Consider the following 18,591-nt stretch of genomic DNA (forward strand, 5'->3'; position numbering starts at 1 on the left):
TCGCTCTTTCGCGCTCCGCTTCAAGCACTTATTCAATATAGCGAACCCAATTCATTGTGTCAACTATTTTTCCCAAAATACTTTTGGACCGCTTCTGCATCACTATCAAAGCCTTGGAGGACAAGGGTTTTAGGCTATAGTATTGCTGAAGTCTCTTAGGAAGCTTTTAAATTTGTGAGCTATTCTACTGTTTTGCCGCCTTGGCTGGTTTTAGACCCCCTGTTGCGTAGCTGGTTGTTGGAGGATATTGGGCGGGGCGATCGCTTTACTAGCGCCTAAATTATTGATAGATCAATTTCTTTGCGCTTCAGTCTAAACAGATGATATCTAACGCGCAATATATTATATATAGATAGAGTAAATGGTCTGATATCCCAAGTGGGTGGGTATAAGAGAAGTAATACCATACTTAGTATGGCGATATTATTGATATCAGACTGTGCATTCGGAATGGCCCGATCCTAAATATTTTTCTCTGCTACCCCCGATTATCGATGGGATACTAAATAAATATCTATTTGATTATCAGCCCCAACCTAATGCTTCACTGATTTGTGCTGCTAGTTTCAAGGGACGGAAAGGCTTGGCAAAGACAGCAGCTACATCTAAGCCAGCAAAGCTTTCTTGATCGGACTCCTGGACTTTGGCAGTTAGTAAAATTACGGGAATTGAATTAGTGACGGGGTTAGCCTTCAGTTGTTGCAGAGTTGCACGCCCATCCATATCAGGCATCATCATATCTAGTAAAATGACATCAAGTTTAGAGTTGGCAGCTACATTCAACGCTTCTCGACCAGAACAAGCAGTCAATACGTTCCAACCAGCACCCATTTCTAATCCCAATTTTGCGATCGCCTGCACATCTTCTTCATCATCAACAATCAAGATATTTCTGCTCATATTGTCACTCTCGCATGATATGTGATGCTGATTAGCTTGATTAGTCTTCAGCTATTTTAGAATGCAATCGGGCAGAAGTAGGGGAGATTTGGGTAATTAAAGGCTGCTATTGAGAGTCTGCTAAAGGTAACAGTAGATAAAAGGTGCTACCTTTGCCTAAAATGCTCTGAACCCAGATTTTACCATTATGTTGCTGTATGATATCTCGACAAATAGCAAGTCCTAAACCTGTTCCTCCTTTGTTGCGGGAGTCAGATGCATCTACCTGCTGAAAACGTTCGAAGATGATTTGCAATTTATCTTCAGGAATTCCTCGCCCTTCATCTTGGATCGTAATTAAAAGAAAGTTGGGTGATGAAGGCTGATTTTCTCCAGACTCAACGCCTCTGGATTCTGAGAGAGTGGCACTTATCCACACAGTGTCACCTGGTTCAGAAAACTTAATCGCGTTGCTCAGTAAATTGGTGAGGGTTTGCAGGAGGCGATCGGGATCTGCCCAAAGTTCTACTGCTACGGGATTTATAATTAGTTGAACTTGTAATTTATCTGCCATTGCTTGCATTGCTTCTGTTGCCGTAATTAGCAAGTCTGCGGCGTTACACTTCGCCTTCCGTGTGAAGATTTTGCCCGATTTCATCCGCTCTAAATCGAGAATATCGTTCACTAAACGAATCAAGCGTTCAGTATTAGTTGTGGCAATGCTGAGGACTTTTTGTCCTTGTTCGGTTAGAGTTCCCAGTTGTCCTGAACTCAATAAATCTAATGCTCCCATTGTGGAAGTTAAAGGTGTACGCAACTCATGACTGACTAAAGAGATAAATTCGTTTTCTAGACGTTTGCGTTCGGTAATGTCATTGGCAATTAATAAAGCACATGGCACTCCACCTAAGTCAATTAATTCGAGAGATATCAGTATGGTTTTGAGTTCTCCAGACTTAGTAGAAAATTCAAATTCTAGATTGTACAGTGAGCCAGTTTCTGGCAGAAGTTGAATTGTTTGAGAGATCGCGACTGTATTTTTACCTAAATTAAGTTCGGTAGCAGTATCTCCAATTACTTCTTCTAGACAATAGCCGCTCATCTTCAAGAAGCTGGGATTGACATCAATAAAACGAGCTTCGGAAACTGTGGCGATCGCAATTGGGTTGGGACTAGAGCGAAAAACTTTAGCAAACTTCTCTTCTGCTTTGGTGCGTTCAGAAATTTCCTGCTGCAACCGCTCATTTTGGGCTTGGAGTTGTCGTTGCAGTTTCCAAATGGTCAAGTGGTTTTCAATTCGTGCTAAAACCTCTTCTAGCTGGAAAGGCTTAGTAATATAGTCTACCCCACCAACTGTAAAGGCTTTTACTTTATCTAGCACATCACCCAAAGCACTGATAAAAATTACCGGAATTTCACGGGTGCGATCGCTTGCCTTTAGGTGTTGGCAGACTTCATAGCCATTCATCTCAGGCATATTCACATCCAGCAAAATCAAGTCGGGGGGAACTGCATTTGCTCCCCGTAAACCTGTAGAACCTTTAGTTACACTCCTAACTTTATATCCCTGTTCCGTCAGCATAGCAGATAAGAGATTCAGGTTTTCTGGCGTGTCATCAATCACCAGTATGTCTGCTTTGGGAAAGTTGACTGACTCTTTAGGCATGGCAATATCGACTTTAGCCACAATAGGCTACTAATTGTTTCTAGAGATTTTAACCTTAGTTCAATGTCTTAATAATCAGTTACAGAAAAAATAGCAGTTACCCATTTATCTACCCTAGTTCTCCCCGATTAACTTCTAATGTTAAAAACATCAAATCAAGTTTGTAAATCACTTACTAAATTACACAACAAGGAGTAACTTGTATGCAAAATGCAACTATCCGAAAACCAACTATTCTTGCATCAGGAGAAGGGAATCAATTTTCAGTTATTGGGGCACAGTTTACAACAAAAGTAACCGGAGAAGAGACTAACCAAGCTTGGACAATTTATGAAATTACAGATACAGAAGAAAATGGCCCACCACTTCATACTCACCCTTGGGAAGAGGCATTTTATATTCTAGAAGGTGAAATAGACATCCAAATTGCTACAGAAACAATTTTGGCATCACCAGGCTTTTTCGTTAACATTCCTCACAATACACCACACGGCTTTAAGATTCGTTCTGCTACTGCGAAATTTCTGGTTTTAATTTCACCCAAGGGCGCGAAAAAGTTCTATGAAGAAATGGGTCAAGTAGCAGATAGTACATCGCTAAATATGGAAAAAGTACAGCCTGTTTTGAACAAATATGGATTGCAGTTTATTGCATGAAGTTTTCGTTTGGGTGGATTTGGGCGCACATTTGTGTGCCCCTATTCGGAAAAGCGATTTACAACACGCAAAGTTCGCGTTGTAAATCGCTTTCGTTGATAAATAAATCTATTTCTACAAAAATTCGATGTACTTAATAACCAACAAGCAACTCTATTCCATACCAAAAACTGTCTGCTTTTTCGCTGCTACTGCCGTGAGTTTGGGTTTCACCGCTAGCCTTGTTTTTTACCCAAGCGCGAGTCAGGCGGGTAACGACACTGGAGTGCCTGCTGAACTCCAAGGCGAGTGGCGATATGGCCGAATCTCGTCCATCCAATACCAAGACAGTTACACAGGGCAGTCAGCAGCCCCAAACGGCTCTAGCGACCAATTTCAACTTGCATCTAATGGAAACTACAAGCGAAATAGACTGATTCAAATCAACACCTACAACTGTGCGTCTAACCTCTTTATAGAGGAAAAAGGCAAAGTTAAGATTGAGGCTCAACGCCTTACTTTTCAACCCAGCGACAGCACATCCAAAGGGCAAATCTGCAATAGTGGGCGTACCTACTCCAGCCGCAATACAGCAAAGCCTGAGACTTACAAATGGTCGATTGAGACGAATGATTATGGGCAGCAAGTTTTAGTACTTGAGACTGCTAATGGTCAGGGTCGCGCTCATTATGGACGACCTCAATAAGCTAATGAGCATTCAATTTGCATAGAACTCAAATAGAACTCAATACGCTGAGGTTAAGAATTTTTTCTCTCCCCTGCCTCCCCTAGTTCTACCCGATTGTTTTCTAATCTACAAGATATCAAACTGAGGTTATTCTATGATTCACCATATTTCAATTGCTGTTAGAAACCCTAGCCATGTTGCTCAAGTTCTGGGGGAAATCTTAAAAGCGCAAGCTGTTCCCTTTCCTCCTAATCCAGGAAGTTATATGGTTATACCTTTTGATCAATACGGTACAGCCATTGAACTTTATCCTTTAGGTTCTCAAATAGAACCTGGTGAAGGTGATGAACAATGCGTATTTGTGCATACTGCTATTACTTCCAGGTATACAGATATTCATGCAGCCATCTCTGTACCAATTAGTCAGCAAGAAATTGAAAAAATTGGTGTGCGTGAAGGTTGGCGTGTAGTGCGCTGTAACCGCGATTCTTTCTTTGATGTGATTGAGTTCTGGGTGGAAAACAGGTTAATGATTGAATTGCTAACACCAGAAATGGCATCTCAATATTTGAGATTTGCTACCCAGCAAGAAAATCTGAAATATTTTTTGGCAGAACCAGCTTTAGCTACAAATTGATAAGCATTTATTGCAATCCTATTTTATTTGTAAGAATTGTAAATCATAGATCCCCAACTTGTTTGATAAGTTGGGGATTTTGTCGACTATAAGTCACTAAAACACAAGCTGAGGCTTTGGGAAAGTTTTTTCATGTTGATGCAAGTTTGTTTATTTTAGAATCAGCGATCGCTTTTTTAAGTGAAATCTAGTTCAGACGGCACTATGCATGATTCATTTTGCCCAACTGAATTGCTATGAAAACTTCTGGTTATTATATTGATGAATTACAATTTTTATTGTATGGTTTTTAACGAAAATGTTGTATATACTTATAGTTAGTATAAAAAATTATAGAACCACCTAAAATGCCAAAAGATAGCCCAAAAGTTAGCCTAGATGCACTTATACCTAGAGAAGCATTTGAGGTTCAAGGACAGCAATCTCAAATCATACTCAATAATATTCCTATGATACAAATTCGTAATTTAGAGCAAAAAGATTTTTTCTATCCATTTTTACGAAAACCCGATTTTCAACGAGAAACCAATGAGTGGGATGCTCAGAAAATATGTGATTTTATTGAAAGTTTTTTAGATGGTGATTTAATACCAGCTGTTATTCTTTGGAGAAGTAATAGTGGTTATTTTTTCGTAATTGATGGCTCACATAGGCTAAGTGCTTTAATAGCCTGGATAAATGATGATTATGGCGATAAAGATATTTCCAATAATTTTTATGATGCATATATCACAGAAGAACAAAAAAATGCTGGTCAGGAAGTTAGAACACTAATTAAGAATAAGATAGGCTCTTACCAGGATTATGAATTATCAACACAGCACTTAGATAAAATAGATCAAAAAACACTTGAGAGAGCAAGAAATTTAGGTAGTTTGGGTATCCAACTTCAGTGGGTTGGTGGTGATGCATCTAAAGCAGCAGATTCATTTTTTAACATTAATCAAAAAGCAGCACCTATTAGTCCAACTGAAATGCGTTTATTAAAGGCTAGGAATAAACCTAATGGCGTTGCTGCTCGTGCAATTATGAGAAGTGGTAATGGTCATAAATATTGGTCAGAGTTTTCACAAGATAAACAAAACAAAATTGAAACACTCGCTCAAGAAATACATCAACTGATTTTTGAGCCTAAGCTTAAAAATCCTATAAAAACTACAGATGTTCCAATGGTAGGAAATCTATCGACTTCACAGAAAAATGAATTTATCTTAGAATTTGTCAATATAGTTAACAATATAGAAGTAGAAAATGAACTTGATTTGAATGACGATTCAACAGGAGAAAATACTGTAAAATTCTTAACGAATTGTCAAAAATTAGCCCAAAGAATAAATGCTAATGATCCTTCATCTCTTGGACTTCATCCGCTCGTATATTTCTATACTTATGATAGTCGATATAGAGTAGGTTCATTTTATGGTGTTGTTAGCTTGGTATTATATTTAGGAAAAAATAATTCTTATGATAAATTTATAAAATGCAGGAAAGATTTTGAATTTGTGATTTGGCAACATGATGATATAGTTCCACAAATTGTAAGTAAAAGTAGTGCAGTCAAGGCACGAGAAAAGGTTAAAGATTTTTATTTGACAATAATTGATAAATTAACACAAGGTATAGATAAAAAAAATGTTATGAAGGAAATCATAGCCGAAAAAACTTTTGGTTCCTTAAAAATGAAATCTAGAGTTAACACAAGTGAAACTCAAAGTAAAACTTTTTCACGAGAAACCAAAGCAGCAGCTTTTATCAGAGATGCTTTACCTAAAGTTCAAAGATGTAAAATCTGTGGTGGCTATCTTCACAGTCACTCTATATCTATAGATCACAAAACAAGAAAACAAGATGGTGGCTTAGGTAATTTAGGTAATGCACAGTTAACTCACCTATACTGCAATACAACATTCAAAAATTAAAAATCTCAAACTAGGCATAAAAAATAGAGATAAGATTCTTTAGTTTTATGTAATGCAAGTGACTTGGAAAAGGCTAAAATTTAACTGCCGGATACTGTTTCAACACCTGCTGCAAATATTGTCCAGTATAAGACCTGGGGTTTTTTGCAACTTCCTCTGGTGTACCTACAGCAATCAATTCTCCGCCTTTGTCGCCACCTTCTGGCCCCAAATCTATCACCCAATCAGAACAACGAATTACATCTAAGTTGTGTTCAATTACTAATATTGAATTACCTTTATCTACCAATCTTTGCAACACATCTAATAATTTGTGGACATCATAAAAAGATAACCCTGTTGTCGGTTCATCGATTAAATAAAGTGTCTTACCTGTGGCGCGTCGAGATAGTTCTGTTGCCAATTTCACCCGTTGCGCTTCACCACCAGATAAGGTAGTCGCAGGTTGTCCTAGTTGGACGTAACCCAACCCGACATCAAATAAAGTTTGCAAACGCGCGATCGCTTTGGGAATATTCTGGAAAAAGTCTAAACTTTCCTCAACTGTCATTCTCAGTACATCAGATATAGACTTATCTTTGTACTTCACTTGCAAAGTTTCGCGGTTGTATCTTGCACCCTTACAAATTTCGCATTGCACGTAAACATCAGGGAGAAAGTTCATTTCAATAACATTCACACCCTGGCCGCTACAAGCTTCGCAACGTCCACCTTTAACGTTGAAAGAAAATTGTCCGGGTTTGTAGCCTCTAGCTTTGGCTTCTACTGTTTGGGAAAATACATCCCGAATGGCATCGAAAATTCCTGTGTAAGTTGCAGGGTTAGAACGTGGTGTGCGTCCAATGGGAGATTGATCGATAACGATCGCTTTATCAATCGCATTCAATCCCTGAATTTTATCCAAATGTCTGGGTAAGGGAACTTTCTTAGTTAAATGGTGTTGCAGAGACGGGTAGAGTAATTCATTAATTAGCGTAGATTTGCCAGAACCAGACACACCAGTGATGGAGACGAGTTTACCTAGCGGAATGTCTACATCTATGTTTTGTAAATTGTTGCGATGGGCATTTTTAATTCCCAAACTGCGCCCATTCCCTTCTCGGCGTTCTGCTGGTGTAGTAATTACTCGTCTTCCTGATAAATATGCACCCGTCAAAGAATCTTCTGCTGCTAATAACGTCTCAAAATCACCTTGGGCGATAATATTTCCGCCGTGAATTCCTGCACCAGGGCCAATATCAACAATGTGGTTGGCTGCGCGAATTGTTTCTTCATCGTGCTCAACGACAATCAATGTATTACCCAAATCGCGCAATTTCGTTAAGGTTTTGAGCAACCTGCCATTATCTCGTTGATGCAAACCAATACTCGGTTCATCTAAAACGTAGAGAACTCCTGTTAATCCAGAACCAATTTGCGTTGCTAGGCGAATTCGTTGGGCTTCGCCACCGGAAAGAGTCATGGCAGGACGGTCAAGGGTGAGGTAATCTAAACCTACATCCAACAAAAATTGTAATCTTGCTTTGATTTCTCGGAGGACTAAATCAGCAATTTGTAACTGGCGATCGCTCAACTTAAATTGCTCAATTCTCTCCCGACAATCCCGAATCGATACGGTAGTCAACTCTAAAATTCCATATTGTCCCAACTTCACCGCTAAAGCTTCCGGTTTTAACCGTTTTCCCTTACAAACTTCACACGGTTGATCGATTAAATACTGCTCTAATTTTTGCTTAATTAGTTCAGAACCACCTTCATATTGCCGTTGCAAAATTGGAATCGCACCTTTAAAACTCTGCTTTCTCTGTGCTTCTGCGGCTCGTTCATCTTTCTCTCCATACAGAAGAATTTGCTGCTGTTCTTCTGTCAGCTTGCCCCAATTTGTCTGTAACTCAAATCCATAAATTTGCCCCACACTATAGAGTAATTCCAAGTAATAAGAATTATCTTTTTCTGACCAAGGCGCGATCGCAGCATAAACTGGCGCTTCCCAGTCGGGTACGATCAAGTCTGGCGCAAATCTCCTTAAAGTCCCGATGCCATGACAGTGCGGACAAGCACCATAGGGCGAGTTAAAGGAGAACAATCGCGGCGATAGTTCCTCCATTACCGCCCCATGTTCTGGACAAGCAAAATTTTCTGAAAATACTAATTCTTCTTCTTTTTCTTGTCCGTCGTCACCAAGCAGACTCACCAGAATGGCTGCAATCCCACCTGATTGCTTGAGACACGTAGACAAAGAATCAACCAAACGCTCTTGGATATCAGCCTTTTTCACCAAGCGGTCAATTACCACTTCGATGGTGTGGGTAAAATTTTTATCCAATTCAATGGAATCTGACAGTTCGCGGATCTCGCCATTGATCCGCACGCGGACAAAACCTTGAGAAGCCAGACTTGACAAAAGCTTCCGGTGTGTGCCCTTTTTTCCCCTGACCACGGGTGCAAGAATTTGGAAGCGGGTGCGATCTGGTAATTCCATGATGCGATCGCACATCTCATCGATTGTCTGAGGTGCAATACAGCGATCGCATATCGGACAATGGGGTTCGCCAGCCCGACCAAACAACAGCCGCAAATAGTCGTAAATTTCCGTCACCGTACCGACAGTGGAACGGGGGTTATGAGAGGTTGACTTTTGGTCAATAGAAATTGCTGGACTTAAGCCTTCAATGGCTTCTACATCCGGCTTATCCAGTTGTCCTAGAAATTGCCGTGCGTAGGCGCTGAGGGATTCCACATAGCGACGTTGCCCTTCAGCGAAAATGGTATCAAAGGCTAGGGAAGACTTACCAGAACCAGAAACGCCAGTGAAGACAATCAGGCGATCGCGTGGCAATTCCAAGTCAATATTTTTCAGATTATGCTGCCTAGCACCCCGAATCCGAATGGTATTCTGGCTGTTGTGGCTGGGGTACGGAAGATGTCCATTCAAGGATGCTGCTAGCTGTTGGTCTGACATATTGGGCGGCGAAGAAGGAGTTTCTTATGAAACAGTCCTTAATAATACTATCTTTAATTAGTTTATAGTAGAACAATCGTACTGTTTTAGTTACTTATCCTTCTAGATTCATGGCGCAGACATCCTTAAGAGTCTGCTAATTTGGAAGCATCCCGATTAAATATCCTTCTGAGGGCGAAGCTATGGTATCGCAAATCCAACCGCCGACCCAGCCAGAGGTCATCTACCCAGATAGTGATGGACAACCAGTGGCAAATAATACCATACAGTTTGGCTGGATTGTGGAAATTAAGCAGAATATCGAGTGGCTATTTGCCAACGATCCAAATGTATTTGTTGCGGGAGATTTGTTTTGGTATCCGGTAGAGGGACGCAACAAAATTGTTAACGCCCCAGATGTGATGGTGGTATTGGGTAGACCAAAAGGCGATCGCTTATGCTATCAACAATGGAAAGAGGAGGGAATTGCACCGCAAGTGGTGTTTGAAATTCTTTCTCCGAGCAACACCCAAACTGAAATGGACAAGAAATTACTTTTCTACGATCGCTATGGCGTAGAAGAGTACTACATTTACGATCCCGATCGCAATAATTTGCGTGGATGGTTGCGTAGCGAAGACGGTTTAGATGTCATCCCCCAAATGGAAGATTGGGTGAGTCCTCTGTTAAAAATTCGCTTTGTTCCATCATCAGAGGGTTTACAGTTATATCGCCCTGATGGAGAACGGTTTTTAACTTATACAGAAATTTCTCGCAACGCCGAGCAAGAACGGCAACGAGCAGAACAAGAACGCCAACGGGCGGAACTTGCAGAACAAGCTAGAAGAGATGCCATACCCCGATTATTGCAAATGAATTTGAGCATTGAACAGATTGCCCAAGCTTTGGGATTGTCAGTGGAAGAAGTGCGAACCCTTGCTCAGGAGTAACGCCGTGTGCAATTTTTTAATCGGGTCATTAGAAATTGAATTTGTACTTAAGATATTCTGATTATGCTAGCCAATGCAGCCACTCATAATGTCACCTGGGAAAAGTTACCTGATGATTTTGTTTTAGACAACGAACCAGTGGATAACATTAATCAGCCACTCTTGGCTGCTGCTTTAACAGAAAGCTTGGAACTTGCTGGCAGATTACTCACTGATGCTTTAACCATCACTAACTACGGTCTCTGCGCCACTTTGAATAATCGATTTGTGGTCAAAGCACCAGATTGGGGATATGTACCATCTATTCGAGTCTCACGAGAAGAAGTGAAGCGCAGTTATACGCCACGACTCCAAGGTGATATTCCCGTAATTGTGATGGAATTTCTCTCAGATACCGAAGGTGGTGAGTATTCGAGTAAACCGACCTATCCCCCTGGTAAATGGTTTTATTATGAGCAGATTTTACAAGTGCCAAACTATGCCATTTTTGAACCAGACGGCGGAGTTTTAGAAGTTTATCGGCGAGATGATTTAGGAAATTATGAACTGCAAACACCAGATGCAAGCGATCGTCACTGGATTGCGGAAATGAACTTGTTTTTAGGCGTATGGCAAGGAAGCCGAGAAAACCGCACAGGTTATTGGTTACGTTGGTGGGATGACAATGGCGAATTATTACTGTGGGGTTTGGAGTTAGCAGCAAAAGAACGGCAACGTGCAGAGAGATTGGCCGCTCAGTTAAAAGCGCTGGGGGTAGAACCGGAGGTTTAACTCGGAACTTCGACCTTTTTGCTCGGTCATTGGTGTTCGGAACTCGGAACTTCAGCCTTTTTGCTCGGTCATTGGTGTTCAGAACTTGGAAGTTCGACCTTTTTACTCGGTCATTGGTGTTCGGAACTCGGAACTTCAGCCTTTTTGCTCAGTCATTGGTGTTCGGAACTCGGAACTTCAGCCTTTTTGCTCGGTCATTGGTGTTCGGAACTCGGAATTTCAGCCTTTTTGCTCGGCCATTCGTGTTCGGAACTCGAAACGCCGAGATCAGAACTGCGTAGGTGTAGCCCGTCGTAGACATCGCATTTCTTTTTTAGTGAGCGATCGCTTTTGGCTCTAAATTTAAGCTTAGTGTTGCAGCAGGCGATATCTACGACGGGTGTAACTGCGGTACCCATCACATACACCCCTGCTCCTCTACCCCTCTGCCCCCCGGTCACTGAGCGTAGCCGAAGTGCTTCCCCTCTCCTTACTGCCTTGGACACACCCTAGCCACATCAGGATCGCTAACCAAATTAACCTTAAGCAAATTGCAACCCTGTGCTAATAAATCATCAAGATTCAGATTCCACAATGTGATGGTCTTGTCACCACTTGCGGAAGCTAAAGTTTTGCCATCCGGGCTGAAGACGACGCTGTAAACCCAACTGCTATGCCCACTCAGAGTAGTAATTTGTCTGCGCCTGTCGAGATTCCACAATTTGATGGTGTTGTCACTACTGGCGGAAGCTACAGTTTTGCCATCTGGGCTGAAAACGACGCTGTTGACCGAATCGCTATGCCCTTTCAGAGTGGTAATTTCTTTGCCCGTGTTGAGATTCCACAATTTGATGGTGTTGTCACCACTGGCAGAAGCTAAAGTTTTGCCATCCGAGCTGAAAACGACGCTGTTGACCCAATTGCTATGCCTACTCAGAGTGGTAATTTCTTTGTCCGTGTTGAGATTCCACAATTTGATGGTGTTGTCACTACTGGCGGAAGCTAAAGTTTTGCCATCCGGGCTGAAGACGACGCTGTTGACCCAACTGCTATGCCCTTTCAGAGTGGTAATTTCTTTGTGCGTGTCGAGATTCCACAATTTGATGGTGCTGTCACCACTGGCGGAAGCTAAAGTTTTGCCATCTGGGCTGAAGACGATGCTGTTGACCGAATAGCTATGCCCTCTCAGAGTAGTAATTTCTTTGTGTGTGTCGAGATTCCACAATTTGATGGTCTTGTCACCACTGGCGGAAGCTAAAGTTTTGCCATCTGGGCTGAAGACGATGCTGTTGACTGAATAGCTATGCCCTCTCAGAGTAGTAATTTCTTTGTGCGTGTCAAGATTCCACAGTTTGATGGTCTTGTCATCACTAGCGGAAGCTAAAGTTTTGCCATCCGAGCTGAAGACAACGCTGTTGACCGAATCGCTATGGTTTTTTAGGGGATTTTGCTCACCAATTTTAGATAAAATTATCTGTAAACTAAATAAAGGGCTGTATGATGGATAGTCTGCTAAAGATTGTTTATCCTTGAGTAGACTTTTCAATGTTTTTGCCGACTGCATTGCTAATAGCAAAGCAATTGTTTCGTTTGCAGGTATTTCGGCTGATGAATTAAACACTTGCAACGCATTCGTTCCGTCTTGTTCCAATCGCGTAGCCGTTAAAGCAACATTTCTGGCTGCATCTACCTTTTTTAGTTCCCCAAGAGAAGTTTTACGGGCATTGACTGCCTCTTGCCGTTGTTGAATTGCTTGGTTTGCCTGTGCTTCAGCTTGACTAGCCTTTGCGCTAGCTGCTGCCACTTTGTTTTGGGCTAGTTTCAGGATTTGCTCTGCCCGATTCACTTTGACATTTGCAGCATTCAGTTTTGAAGTTACGTTACCAAGATTCTGTTTTGCCTGTGCTGCCTGTTCTGATATCCGTTTATTTTCAGCTGATATACGCTGATTATCTTGCTTGGTTGCTGCGGTTTCTGTCCTCGCGTTTTTTAACTCTCTCTGGGCGTTATTTGTTTTTGCCTTAGCTAATTCTATAACATTCTTGGATGCCTGAAGACTTTTTTGAGTAACTATAAATGATGCTAGCGCCCCCACCAAAGCAAAACCTAACACCACAGAGCCAATGCGAATCCGTTGATTAGCTTTATGGTTCGCTTCTGCTAAAACTTGCTTTGCCTGTTCTTCAGTTTCCAGTCGTTTTTGCACATCGCGCTTTTCCAACTCCTGGCTAGCAGCTAAAAACTGATAATCCAAATCAGTCAAACTTTTACCGACTGCCCATTCTTGAGCATGTTGCAAAGTCTTTCCTAGCAACAAACGCGACTCATCTCGACGTTGCGACTCAACCCAGGCATTAAATGTATCGGAGTACGGGCGCAAGTTTGCTAAAATCTTGTCGCACCACTCTTGCTTAAATACCTCTGCATAAATTCGGTTATAAATTTGCAGCTTCCCCTCCCGCTTCACCACCAAACCCGTCAGCCGCAGTTCCGTTTGTTCAGGACTATCATCGGTTGCTATCTCTCCCGGTTGCAAAATCTGCTGATACAACCCCAACAATCGCCCAGTCCTTTGTTCTCCACTCCGCATGATTCTGTCTCGAATCGTCTTCAAATGCTCCGGCTCATCTTGTCCTTCCCAATTCTCAATAATCCGCCTTCTTACCACCCCTGCTACCAACCCCTCAATTTGGGATTTCTCCTCGTCTCCACAAGACGCGATAAATCGCGTCTCTACAGGGCATTCCTCAATTAACAACTTACAAACTTTTTGCGTCAAAAACGGTTGTCCTCCCGTCCAAGCCAGCACCGCCGCCATTGCCTCTTGAGGATTTCCCGCTGCTGCCAAACCCTGTGCCAAGGGTTGCGCCTCTTGGAGTTGAAAGCCAGTTAAATCAATTGCCTGTCCAATATTAAAAGGTGTGCGCTGTTTATCTTGAATCAAATCTGAAGGCGTAGACACGCCAATCAACGCAAAAGTGATGCGATTATATTCAGGATGGTCTGCTCGTCGGTTGTAGCAATCGCGGATAACTGCAAAAAAGTCATCTAAGTTGAATGAAAGACTCAGAACGCTGTCAATTTCATCAATAAAAATAACAATCTTTTCAGTAATTGTTTGAAGTAATATTGTTTCAATAAACTTGCTCAAACGCTGCACTGGTGAAAGCAAAGCGTTATCAGTCCACCAAGTATCTAAATCAAAAGTTGGATAAATATTAAAACTTCCCACCAGAGTATCAATCACCCCGGCATACCACTCTTCTGGGGTAATATCTGCCGTCCCAATAGCTGTAATATCAACAACAGCACAAGCAAATCCCTCTGTTTGCAACTGGTGCATTACCTGCACCCGCAAGCTAGATTTACCCATCTGCCGGGAATTGAGTACATAACAAAAATCCCCAGCCTTCAAGCCTTCATAGAGGTCATGGTCAGCTTGCCGTCTAACATAAGTTAAGGCATTTTGAGGCAGACTACCACCGACTTGATATTGGTACTGGGTCATAAACAATTAAAAATTAAAAATTAAAAATTAAAAATTAAAAATTATGAAATACAAATTTGGTAGGGTATGTTAGGACGGAGACTACGAATTCCGGACTAAATAAGCTAGACGTTTTAACACTTTTACCACAGTATTTAGGTCATCCCCACGATTGAGCGACAGTGTGTAAGATAATTCATATTTTGGTGTACCCTGGTTCATCAACTTAATAAATTGAAATTCTCTACCATTGGTTACAAAACCAAATTTAGGTTTATCATTACCAGGATTAGCCAACATATAAGCTAATGCTTGAGAAATTGCTACCTCCAAAGAATATTCTGCTCGCTTCGCCTCAATTACGAGAACCCAAAATGGAGGATGAAACACCAAAATATCAATACGTCCTCTAATAATTGTGCCTTCGTCTTCAGAAGAAATTCTGACCTCTTCTTCCGACACGATGTAAAAAGGCGGTTGATAAAAACCTGCTAGACGCAATAGTGGAGATAGCACCACCATTTTGACTACAGGTTCTAAAATTTGGTAGCGGGATAAATGCAAATATTCTGCTTTGACTTGGTTGAGAGATTGCTTTTCTAAATCACTCAACTCAGGTAAATCTTGCTGCCACTCTGAAAAAAACTGTTCGTTGTCTGCACGTTGTAGCCCAAATTGATCTATGAGTTGGGCTAGGGTGATATCTTTTCCTTGAATAACTTGAACCATTGTTAAACCTTTTTGTTAAATGGTAATTGCAGATAAAAGTCTTATTGCACTCCTAATGTACTTTTTTAATTTTTAATTCCCAAGCGATGCCCAAAATATTGACGATACAATCCACACAGTGGCACTACTTGATTGCCTTGAAACTTAACTAACCCCATACTGCGGAGTTTAAACGCTTCAGTTGTGCCTACATCTACGGCGCGATTTGCTGTCATCACTTGTTTAACCGCCGCTAGCAATTCTGCATCCTCTTGCAAGTTCAGCCAATGGCGGCGTAAATGGTCACTGTAAGGACCTTCCTCAGTTGCGGCGATTTTTTGCAGATTTTCCAGCGTCATCCGACCACGGGCAATTTCATAAAGCGCTACCCGCACTAAATAAGGATGACCACCGACGAGTGTCATTAATTCTTCAATTTGTGAGTCAGACCAATTGAGTCCGTGACGCTGTACTAAATCTTGTATTTGTGTTTGATTTAAGTCTAGTAACTCAATGGGTAAGCCGACATTAAAAGGCGACTGATTAATATTGAGCGGGATATAAACTTCCTTAGAATGCACAATTACCAACCGGAGATTTTTCCAAACTGTCTCATTCTTTGACCGCTCATGCCAAGCCCGTAGCAATCCAAAAAAATCAGCCGCAATTATGGGATGCTTGAAGACTTCATCGACTTCATCCAAACCCAAAGCTACGGGGCTATTAATGGCGGGTAATAAATACCGTTGAAAATAATTCGTACATTTATTTTTGCTACCTAAAACACCCTTCCAATACTCGTCTAACTTATCGGATAGATTCAACTCGTAAGTAATGCTGGCGCAGAACCACTGCAAAAAATGATCTAAATTAGCGAGAAATTCTGCATCAGCTGACTGGAAATTTACGGGTGCGGTCTGATAGTTATGTTGACTAGCATGATGGAGAACCCGCGACATGAGCGAAGTTTTGCCCATCTGCCGGGGAGCTTTGATGCGAATTAAGGCCCCTGGTTGAAGAATCGCTTCATAACAGTCTACCTCAATAGGCGATCGCTCGACATAGAACGCAGAGTTTAAAGATACCTGCCCTTCTGGATTTTCTAAGGTGACTGCTGGTTTTATCTCGGTATCTAGAATCGTTTCTTTAGCAGAGATAGCACCTTGGGGATTGTTCCGACTTTTCAGCACTGGGGTGGAAGACTCTGGAATACTTTCTAAATCAATAGCGCTACAGCCAAACTCATAAGCATCCTCATAAGACCTATCAGCGCCTAGTGCATCATAAAAGCCTACCGCGAATTTAATTGCCGCCCTGTCCCCAATTGCCCGATTCATCCCAACTACACAGTTAATGTGTTGAGAAATAGACTCAGCTTGCACTTCGCTATAACAGGCATTTAATAATACACACTCAATTTTGTCCTTAAATAACTTAAATAACCTTGCCAGTGACTCTGTACTCACCAGCTGCATTTCCCCTGTATTATTTTCCAAGGCTAAACCTTGATTTCCTCCACCATGTCCAGAAAAATGGATAATATGAGGATTATGATCTAAAAGCGCACGCCGCAAATCGTCAGGCCGCACCGCCCATTTAGTAATCAGTTCAAACTTATCTCGGCTGCGAGAGCGTTGCAACCCTTCCTGAATTTCCCTTACTTCCTCGTCCAAGCGAAGTTTATCTGTCGTCGTGGGATTAGCTGACACAATCAGGATTTTTTTCACAGCGCTATCAACTATTGAATGCAGGCTTCTGGCTTAGATGTAGTTTACTACAGCAGATAACTACACAATTACTGATAGTGCATTACCGTTAACGAGTGTTTGAACTGGATGAATCCACCTTTTATCTCCGTCAGCGAGTATTTGAACTGGATGAATCCACCTTTTATCTCCGTTAACGAGTATCTGAACTGGATGAATCCACCTTTTATCTCCGTTAACGAGTATCTGAACTGGATGAATCCACCTTTTATCTCCGTTAACGAGTGTTTGAACTGGATGAATCCACCTTTTATCTCCGTTGACGAGTATTTGAACTGGATGAATCCACCTTTTATCTCCGTTAACGAGTGTTTGAACTGGATTCATACACCTCTGAACTCCGTTAACGAGTATTGGATACTCATGCAAATTCCAGCAATTTTCACAAGCGTGGAATATACATAATTGTAGGGGCACAATATATTGTGCCCCTTAGCGTGTAGTCTATTCAATTGAAAATCGCTGCAATCCTTAGCCAGATGCAACCTAATTAATCTTAATTTCCGATTTTATCTTGGCAATCTGAGCTTAAATCAAAACTTTGACATTCTCTAGCTTCCGACAATTCCCTAACCGTATTACCAGACTGATAACTTATCAAAGTTCCGGCAACCGCAGCCAGTGTAACAACAGTAGCTAGTCCCAACAAAGCGGCTCGTTTTCTAGATTTGATTGTACTGATGAAATTATCTAACCCAGTCGTCGCACTACCAACAACCTCAATTGTTCCAAGTGCTTTTAAAGCAATAGCCGCATTAGCATAACGGCGTTTTCGGTTACGTTCCACCATTTTCATCAACCACCACCGAAAACGCGGACTTATTTGAGGAACTAATTGCTGGAAATTAAAGCGATAGTTATCATCAATTAATTTGCCAATCTCAACAGAACGGGTATTAGTAAGTAAGCAAATCAGCGTTGCTCCTAAACTGTATAAATCTGATGCCTCAGTCAGAGAATGACCAAACTGTTCTTCTGGTGGCATAAAACCTGGAGTTCCGGCTATAAAGCTGCTCAGAGCTACTTTCGCACCCTGTCTTCTAGCCAACCCAAAATCAACCAGGTAAGCATTTAGTTCTTCGTCAACCAAAATATTCTCTGGCTTAATATCCCGATGAATAATTGCGGGAAGTTGCTTTTGCAGATAAACCAAAATTTCTAAGATTGACAGAGCAATTTGCTTAATTTCTTCAGGATTGAAGCTACGTTTTAATCCCAATGATGGGGCATTTTTATATTCTTGTACGAGATAAAAAGCTCCTGGCATTTCAAAGGAATCTATATAGCGAGGAATGCGGGGATGATTGAGTTGTTGCAAAATTTCTATTTCGCGCTGATATGCTTTCACACCTGATAAATCAGCACCTGCACGAGCAAAACAAAACTCTTTAATTACCACCTGCTGATTAGATTTGAAAACATTAGCTAGATAAGTAATCCGTCCCCCTTCTCGGTTGCGTCCTAGTTCGCTGATGACTTGATAGCCAAGTTCTGAAAAATCTGGATGGTGATTTAAGGGTATTACCCTTTTATCTCCATTACGCACATCAAGCTCCATTTCTTCA

General features: G+C 41.5%; 15 protein-coding genes and 1 pseudogene. 8 read left to right on the forward strand and 8 right to left on the reverse strand.

Going from position 1 to position 18,591, the window contains the following annotated elements; genetic code table 11:
• Window positions 1-174: 174 nt before the first annotated feature.
• Window positions 175-276, forward strand: a pseudogene (locus V7K53_RS00430) (carboxylating nicotinate-nucleotide diphosphorylase); the annotation flags it as partial.
• A 249-nt stretch (window positions 277-525) separates the two neighbouring features.
• Here V7K53_RS00430 and V7K53_RS00435 read toward each other — a convergent pair.
• Entirely contained in the window at window positions 526-900 is a 375-nt protein-coding gene (locus V7K53_RS00435; RefSeq protein ID WP_335195745.1) for a response regulator, read from the reverse strand.
• A 106-nt stretch (window positions 901-1,006) separates the two neighbouring features.
• On the reverse strand, window positions 1,007-2,566 hold the full coding sequence (locus V7K53_RS00440; protein ID WP_335195746.1) for an ATP-binding response regulator: 1,560 nt from the start codon (window positions 2,564-2,566) through the stop codon (window positions 1,007-1,009).
• 182 nt (window positions 2,567-2,748) lie between these two features.
• On the opposite strand from V7K53_RS00440, the gene V7K53_RS00445 reads away from it, so the two are divergent.
• The 4 genes from V7K53_RS00445 (at window position 2,749) to V7K53_RS00460 (ending at window position 6,424) form a co-directional block, all read left to right on the forward strand.
• Window positions 2,749-3,201 (forward strand): cupin domain-containing protein, encoded by a 453-nt coding sequence (locus V7K53_RS00445; RefSeq protein ID WP_335195747.1) that lies wholly within the window; start codon window positions 2,749-2,751, stop codon window positions 3,199-3,201.
• A gap of 127 nt (window positions 3,202-3,328) precedes the next feature.
• Window positions 3,329-3,886, forward strand: a complete 558-nt coding sequence (locus tag V7K53_RS00450) for a hypothetical protein (RefSeq protein ID WP_335195748.1) — start codon at window positions 3,329-3,331, stop codon at window positions 3,884-3,886.
• A gap of 136 nt (window positions 3,887-4,022) precedes the next feature.
• A complete protein-coding gene (locus V7K53_RS00455; protein ID WP_335195749.1) occupies window positions 4,023-4,505 on the forward strand; it encodes a hypothetical protein in 483 nt (160 codons plus the stop codon).
• 347 nt (window positions 4,506-4,852) lie between these two features.
• Entirely contained in the window at window positions 4,853-6,424 is a 1,572-nt protein-coding gene (locus V7K53_RS00460) for an HNH endonuclease family protein (RefSeq protein ID WP_335195750.1), read from the forward strand.
• A 73-nt stretch (window positions 6,425-6,497) separates the two neighbouring features.
• Here V7K53_RS00460 and uvrA read toward each other — a convergent pair whose 3' ends face one another.
• Entirely contained in the window at window positions 6,498-9,386 is a 2,889-nt protein-coding gene (uvrA, locus tag V7K53_RS00465) for an excinuclease ABC subunit UvrA (protein ID WP_335195751.1), read from the reverse strand.
• A 182-nt stretch (window positions 9,387-9,568) separates the two neighbouring features.
• Between uvrA and V7K53_RS00470 the strand changes: the two genes are divergently transcribed.
• Window positions 9,569-10,315: a Uma2 family endonuclease gene (locus tag V7K53_RS00470; RefSeq protein WP_335195752.1), complete on the forward strand. Its 747-nt coding sequence runs from the start codon at window positions 9,569-9,571 to the stop codon at window positions 10,313-10,315.
• Window positions 10,316-10,378: 63 nt separating this feature from the next.
• Complete coding sequence (locus V7K53_RS00475) at window positions 10,379-11,086, forward strand: Uma2 family endonuclease (protein WP_335195753.1); 708 nt, start codon at window positions 10,379-10,381, stop codon at window positions 11,084-11,086.
• A gap of 194 nt (window positions 11,087-11,280) precedes the next feature.
• Here V7K53_RS00475 and V7K53_RS00480 read toward each other — a convergent pair whose 3' ends face one another.
• The 4 genes from V7K53_RS00480 to V7K53_RS00495 form a co-directional block, all read right to left on the reverse strand.
• Window positions 11,281-11,484 carry a hypothetical protein gene (locus V7K53_RS00480; RefSeq protein ID WP_335195754.1) on the reverse strand — a complete coding sequence of 68 codons (204 nt, stop codon included), beginning with the start codon at window positions 11,482-11,484 and terminating at the stop codon, window positions 11,281-11,283.
• Window positions 11,485-11,555: 71 nt separating this feature from the next.
• Window positions 11,556-14,573 (reverse strand): AAA-like domain-containing protein, encoded by a 3,018-nt coding sequence (locus V7K53_RS00485; protein WP_335195755.1) that lies wholly within the window; start codon window positions 14,571-14,573, stop codon window positions 11,556-11,558.
• Window positions 14,574-14,654: 81 nt separating this feature from the next.
• Window positions 14,655-15,281 (reverse strand): type I restriction endonuclease, encoded by a 627-nt coding sequence (locus V7K53_RS00490; protein WP_335195756.1) that lies wholly within the window; start codon window positions 15,279-15,281, stop codon window positions 14,655-14,657.
• 65 nt (window positions 15,282-15,346) lie between these two features.
• Window positions 15,347-16,987, reverse strand: coding sequence for an AAA-like domain-containing protein (locus tag V7K53_RS00495; protein WP_335195757.1), 1,641 nt, complete (start codon window positions 16,985-16,987; stop codon window positions 15,347-15,349).
• Between the two features lie 108 nt (window positions 16,988-17,095).
• Here V7K53_RS00495 and V7K53_RS00500 point away from each other — a divergent pair, with 108 nt between their 5' ends.
• Window positions 17,096-17,431 carry a hypothetical protein gene (locus V7K53_RS00500; RefSeq protein WP_335195758.1) on the forward strand — a complete coding sequence of 112 codons (336 nt, stop codon included), beginning with the start codon at window positions 17,096-17,098 and terminating at the stop codon, window positions 17,429-17,431.
• A gap of 91 nt (window positions 17,432-17,522) precedes the next feature.
• Here V7K53_RS00500 and V7K53_RS00505 read toward each other — a convergent pair whose 3' ends face one another.
• Complete coding sequence (locus V7K53_RS00505) at window positions 17,523-18,584, reverse strand: serine/threonine protein kinase (protein ID WP_335195826.1); 1,062 nt, start codon at window positions 18,582-18,584, stop codon at window positions 17,523-17,525.
• Window positions 18,585-18,591 lie beyond the last annotated feature (7 nt).

It is taken from the genome of Nostoc sp. (assembly GCF_036917355.1).
Taxonomy (GTDB): Bacteria; Cyanobacteriota; Cyanobacteriia; order Cyanobacteriales; family Nostocaceae; genus Nostoc.

Excerpts from the sequence above, each read along its gene's own strand:
- V7K53_RS00500 (WP_335195758.1), top strand. The coding sequence starts at position 17,096 with ATGAATCCACCTTTTATCTCCGTCAGCGAGTATTTGAACTGGATGAAT.
- V7K53_RS00505 (WP_335195826.1), bottom strand. The coding sequence starts at position 18,584 with ATGGAGCTTGATGTGCGTAATGGAGATAAAAGGGTAATACCCTTAAAT.
- V7K53_RS00435 (WP_335195745.1), bottom strand. The coding sequence starts at position 900 with ATGAGCAGAAATATCTTGATTGTTGATGATGAAGAAGATGTGCAGGCG.
- V7K53_RS00455 (WP_335195749.1), top strand. The coding sequence starts at position 4,023 with ATGATTCACCATATTTCAATTGCTGTTAGAAACCCTAGCCATGTTGCT.
- V7K53_RS00480 (WP_335195754.1), bottom strand. The coding sequence starts at position 11,484 with ATGGGTACCGCAGTTACACCCGTCGTAGATATCGCCTGCTGCAACACT.
- V7K53_RS00485 (WP_335195755.1), bottom strand. The coding sequence starts at position 14,573 with ATGACCCAGTACCAATATCAAGTCGGTGGTAGTCTGCCTCAAAATGCC.
- V7K53_RS00490 (WP_335195756.1), bottom strand. The coding sequence starts at position 15,281 with ATGGTTCAAGTTATTCAAGGAAAAGATATCACCCTAGCCCAACTCATA.
- V7K53_RS00475 (WP_335195753.1), top strand. The coding sequence starts at position 10,379 with ATGCTAGCCAATGCAGCCACTCATAATGTCACCTGGGAAAAGTTACCT.
- V7K53_RS00445 (WP_335195747.1), top strand. The coding sequence starts at position 2,749 with ATGCAAAATGCAACTATCCGAAAACCAACTATTCTTGCATCAGGAGAA.
- V7K53_RS00460 (WP_335195750.1), top strand. The coding sequence starts at position 4,853 with ATGCCAAAAGATAGCCCAAAAGTTAGCCTAGATGCACTTATACCTAGA.
- V7K53_RS00450 (WP_335195748.1), top strand. The coding sequence starts at position 3,329 with ATGTACTTAATAACCAACAAGCAACTCTATTCCATACCAAAAACTGTC.
- uvrA (WP_335195751.1), bottom strand. The coding sequence starts at position 9,386 with ATGTCAGACCAACAGCTAGCAGCATCCTTGAATGGACATCTTCCGTAC.
- V7K53_RS00470 (WP_335195752.1), top strand. The coding sequence starts at position 9,569 with ATGGTATCGCAAATCCAACCGCCGACCCAGCCAGAGGTCATCTACCCA.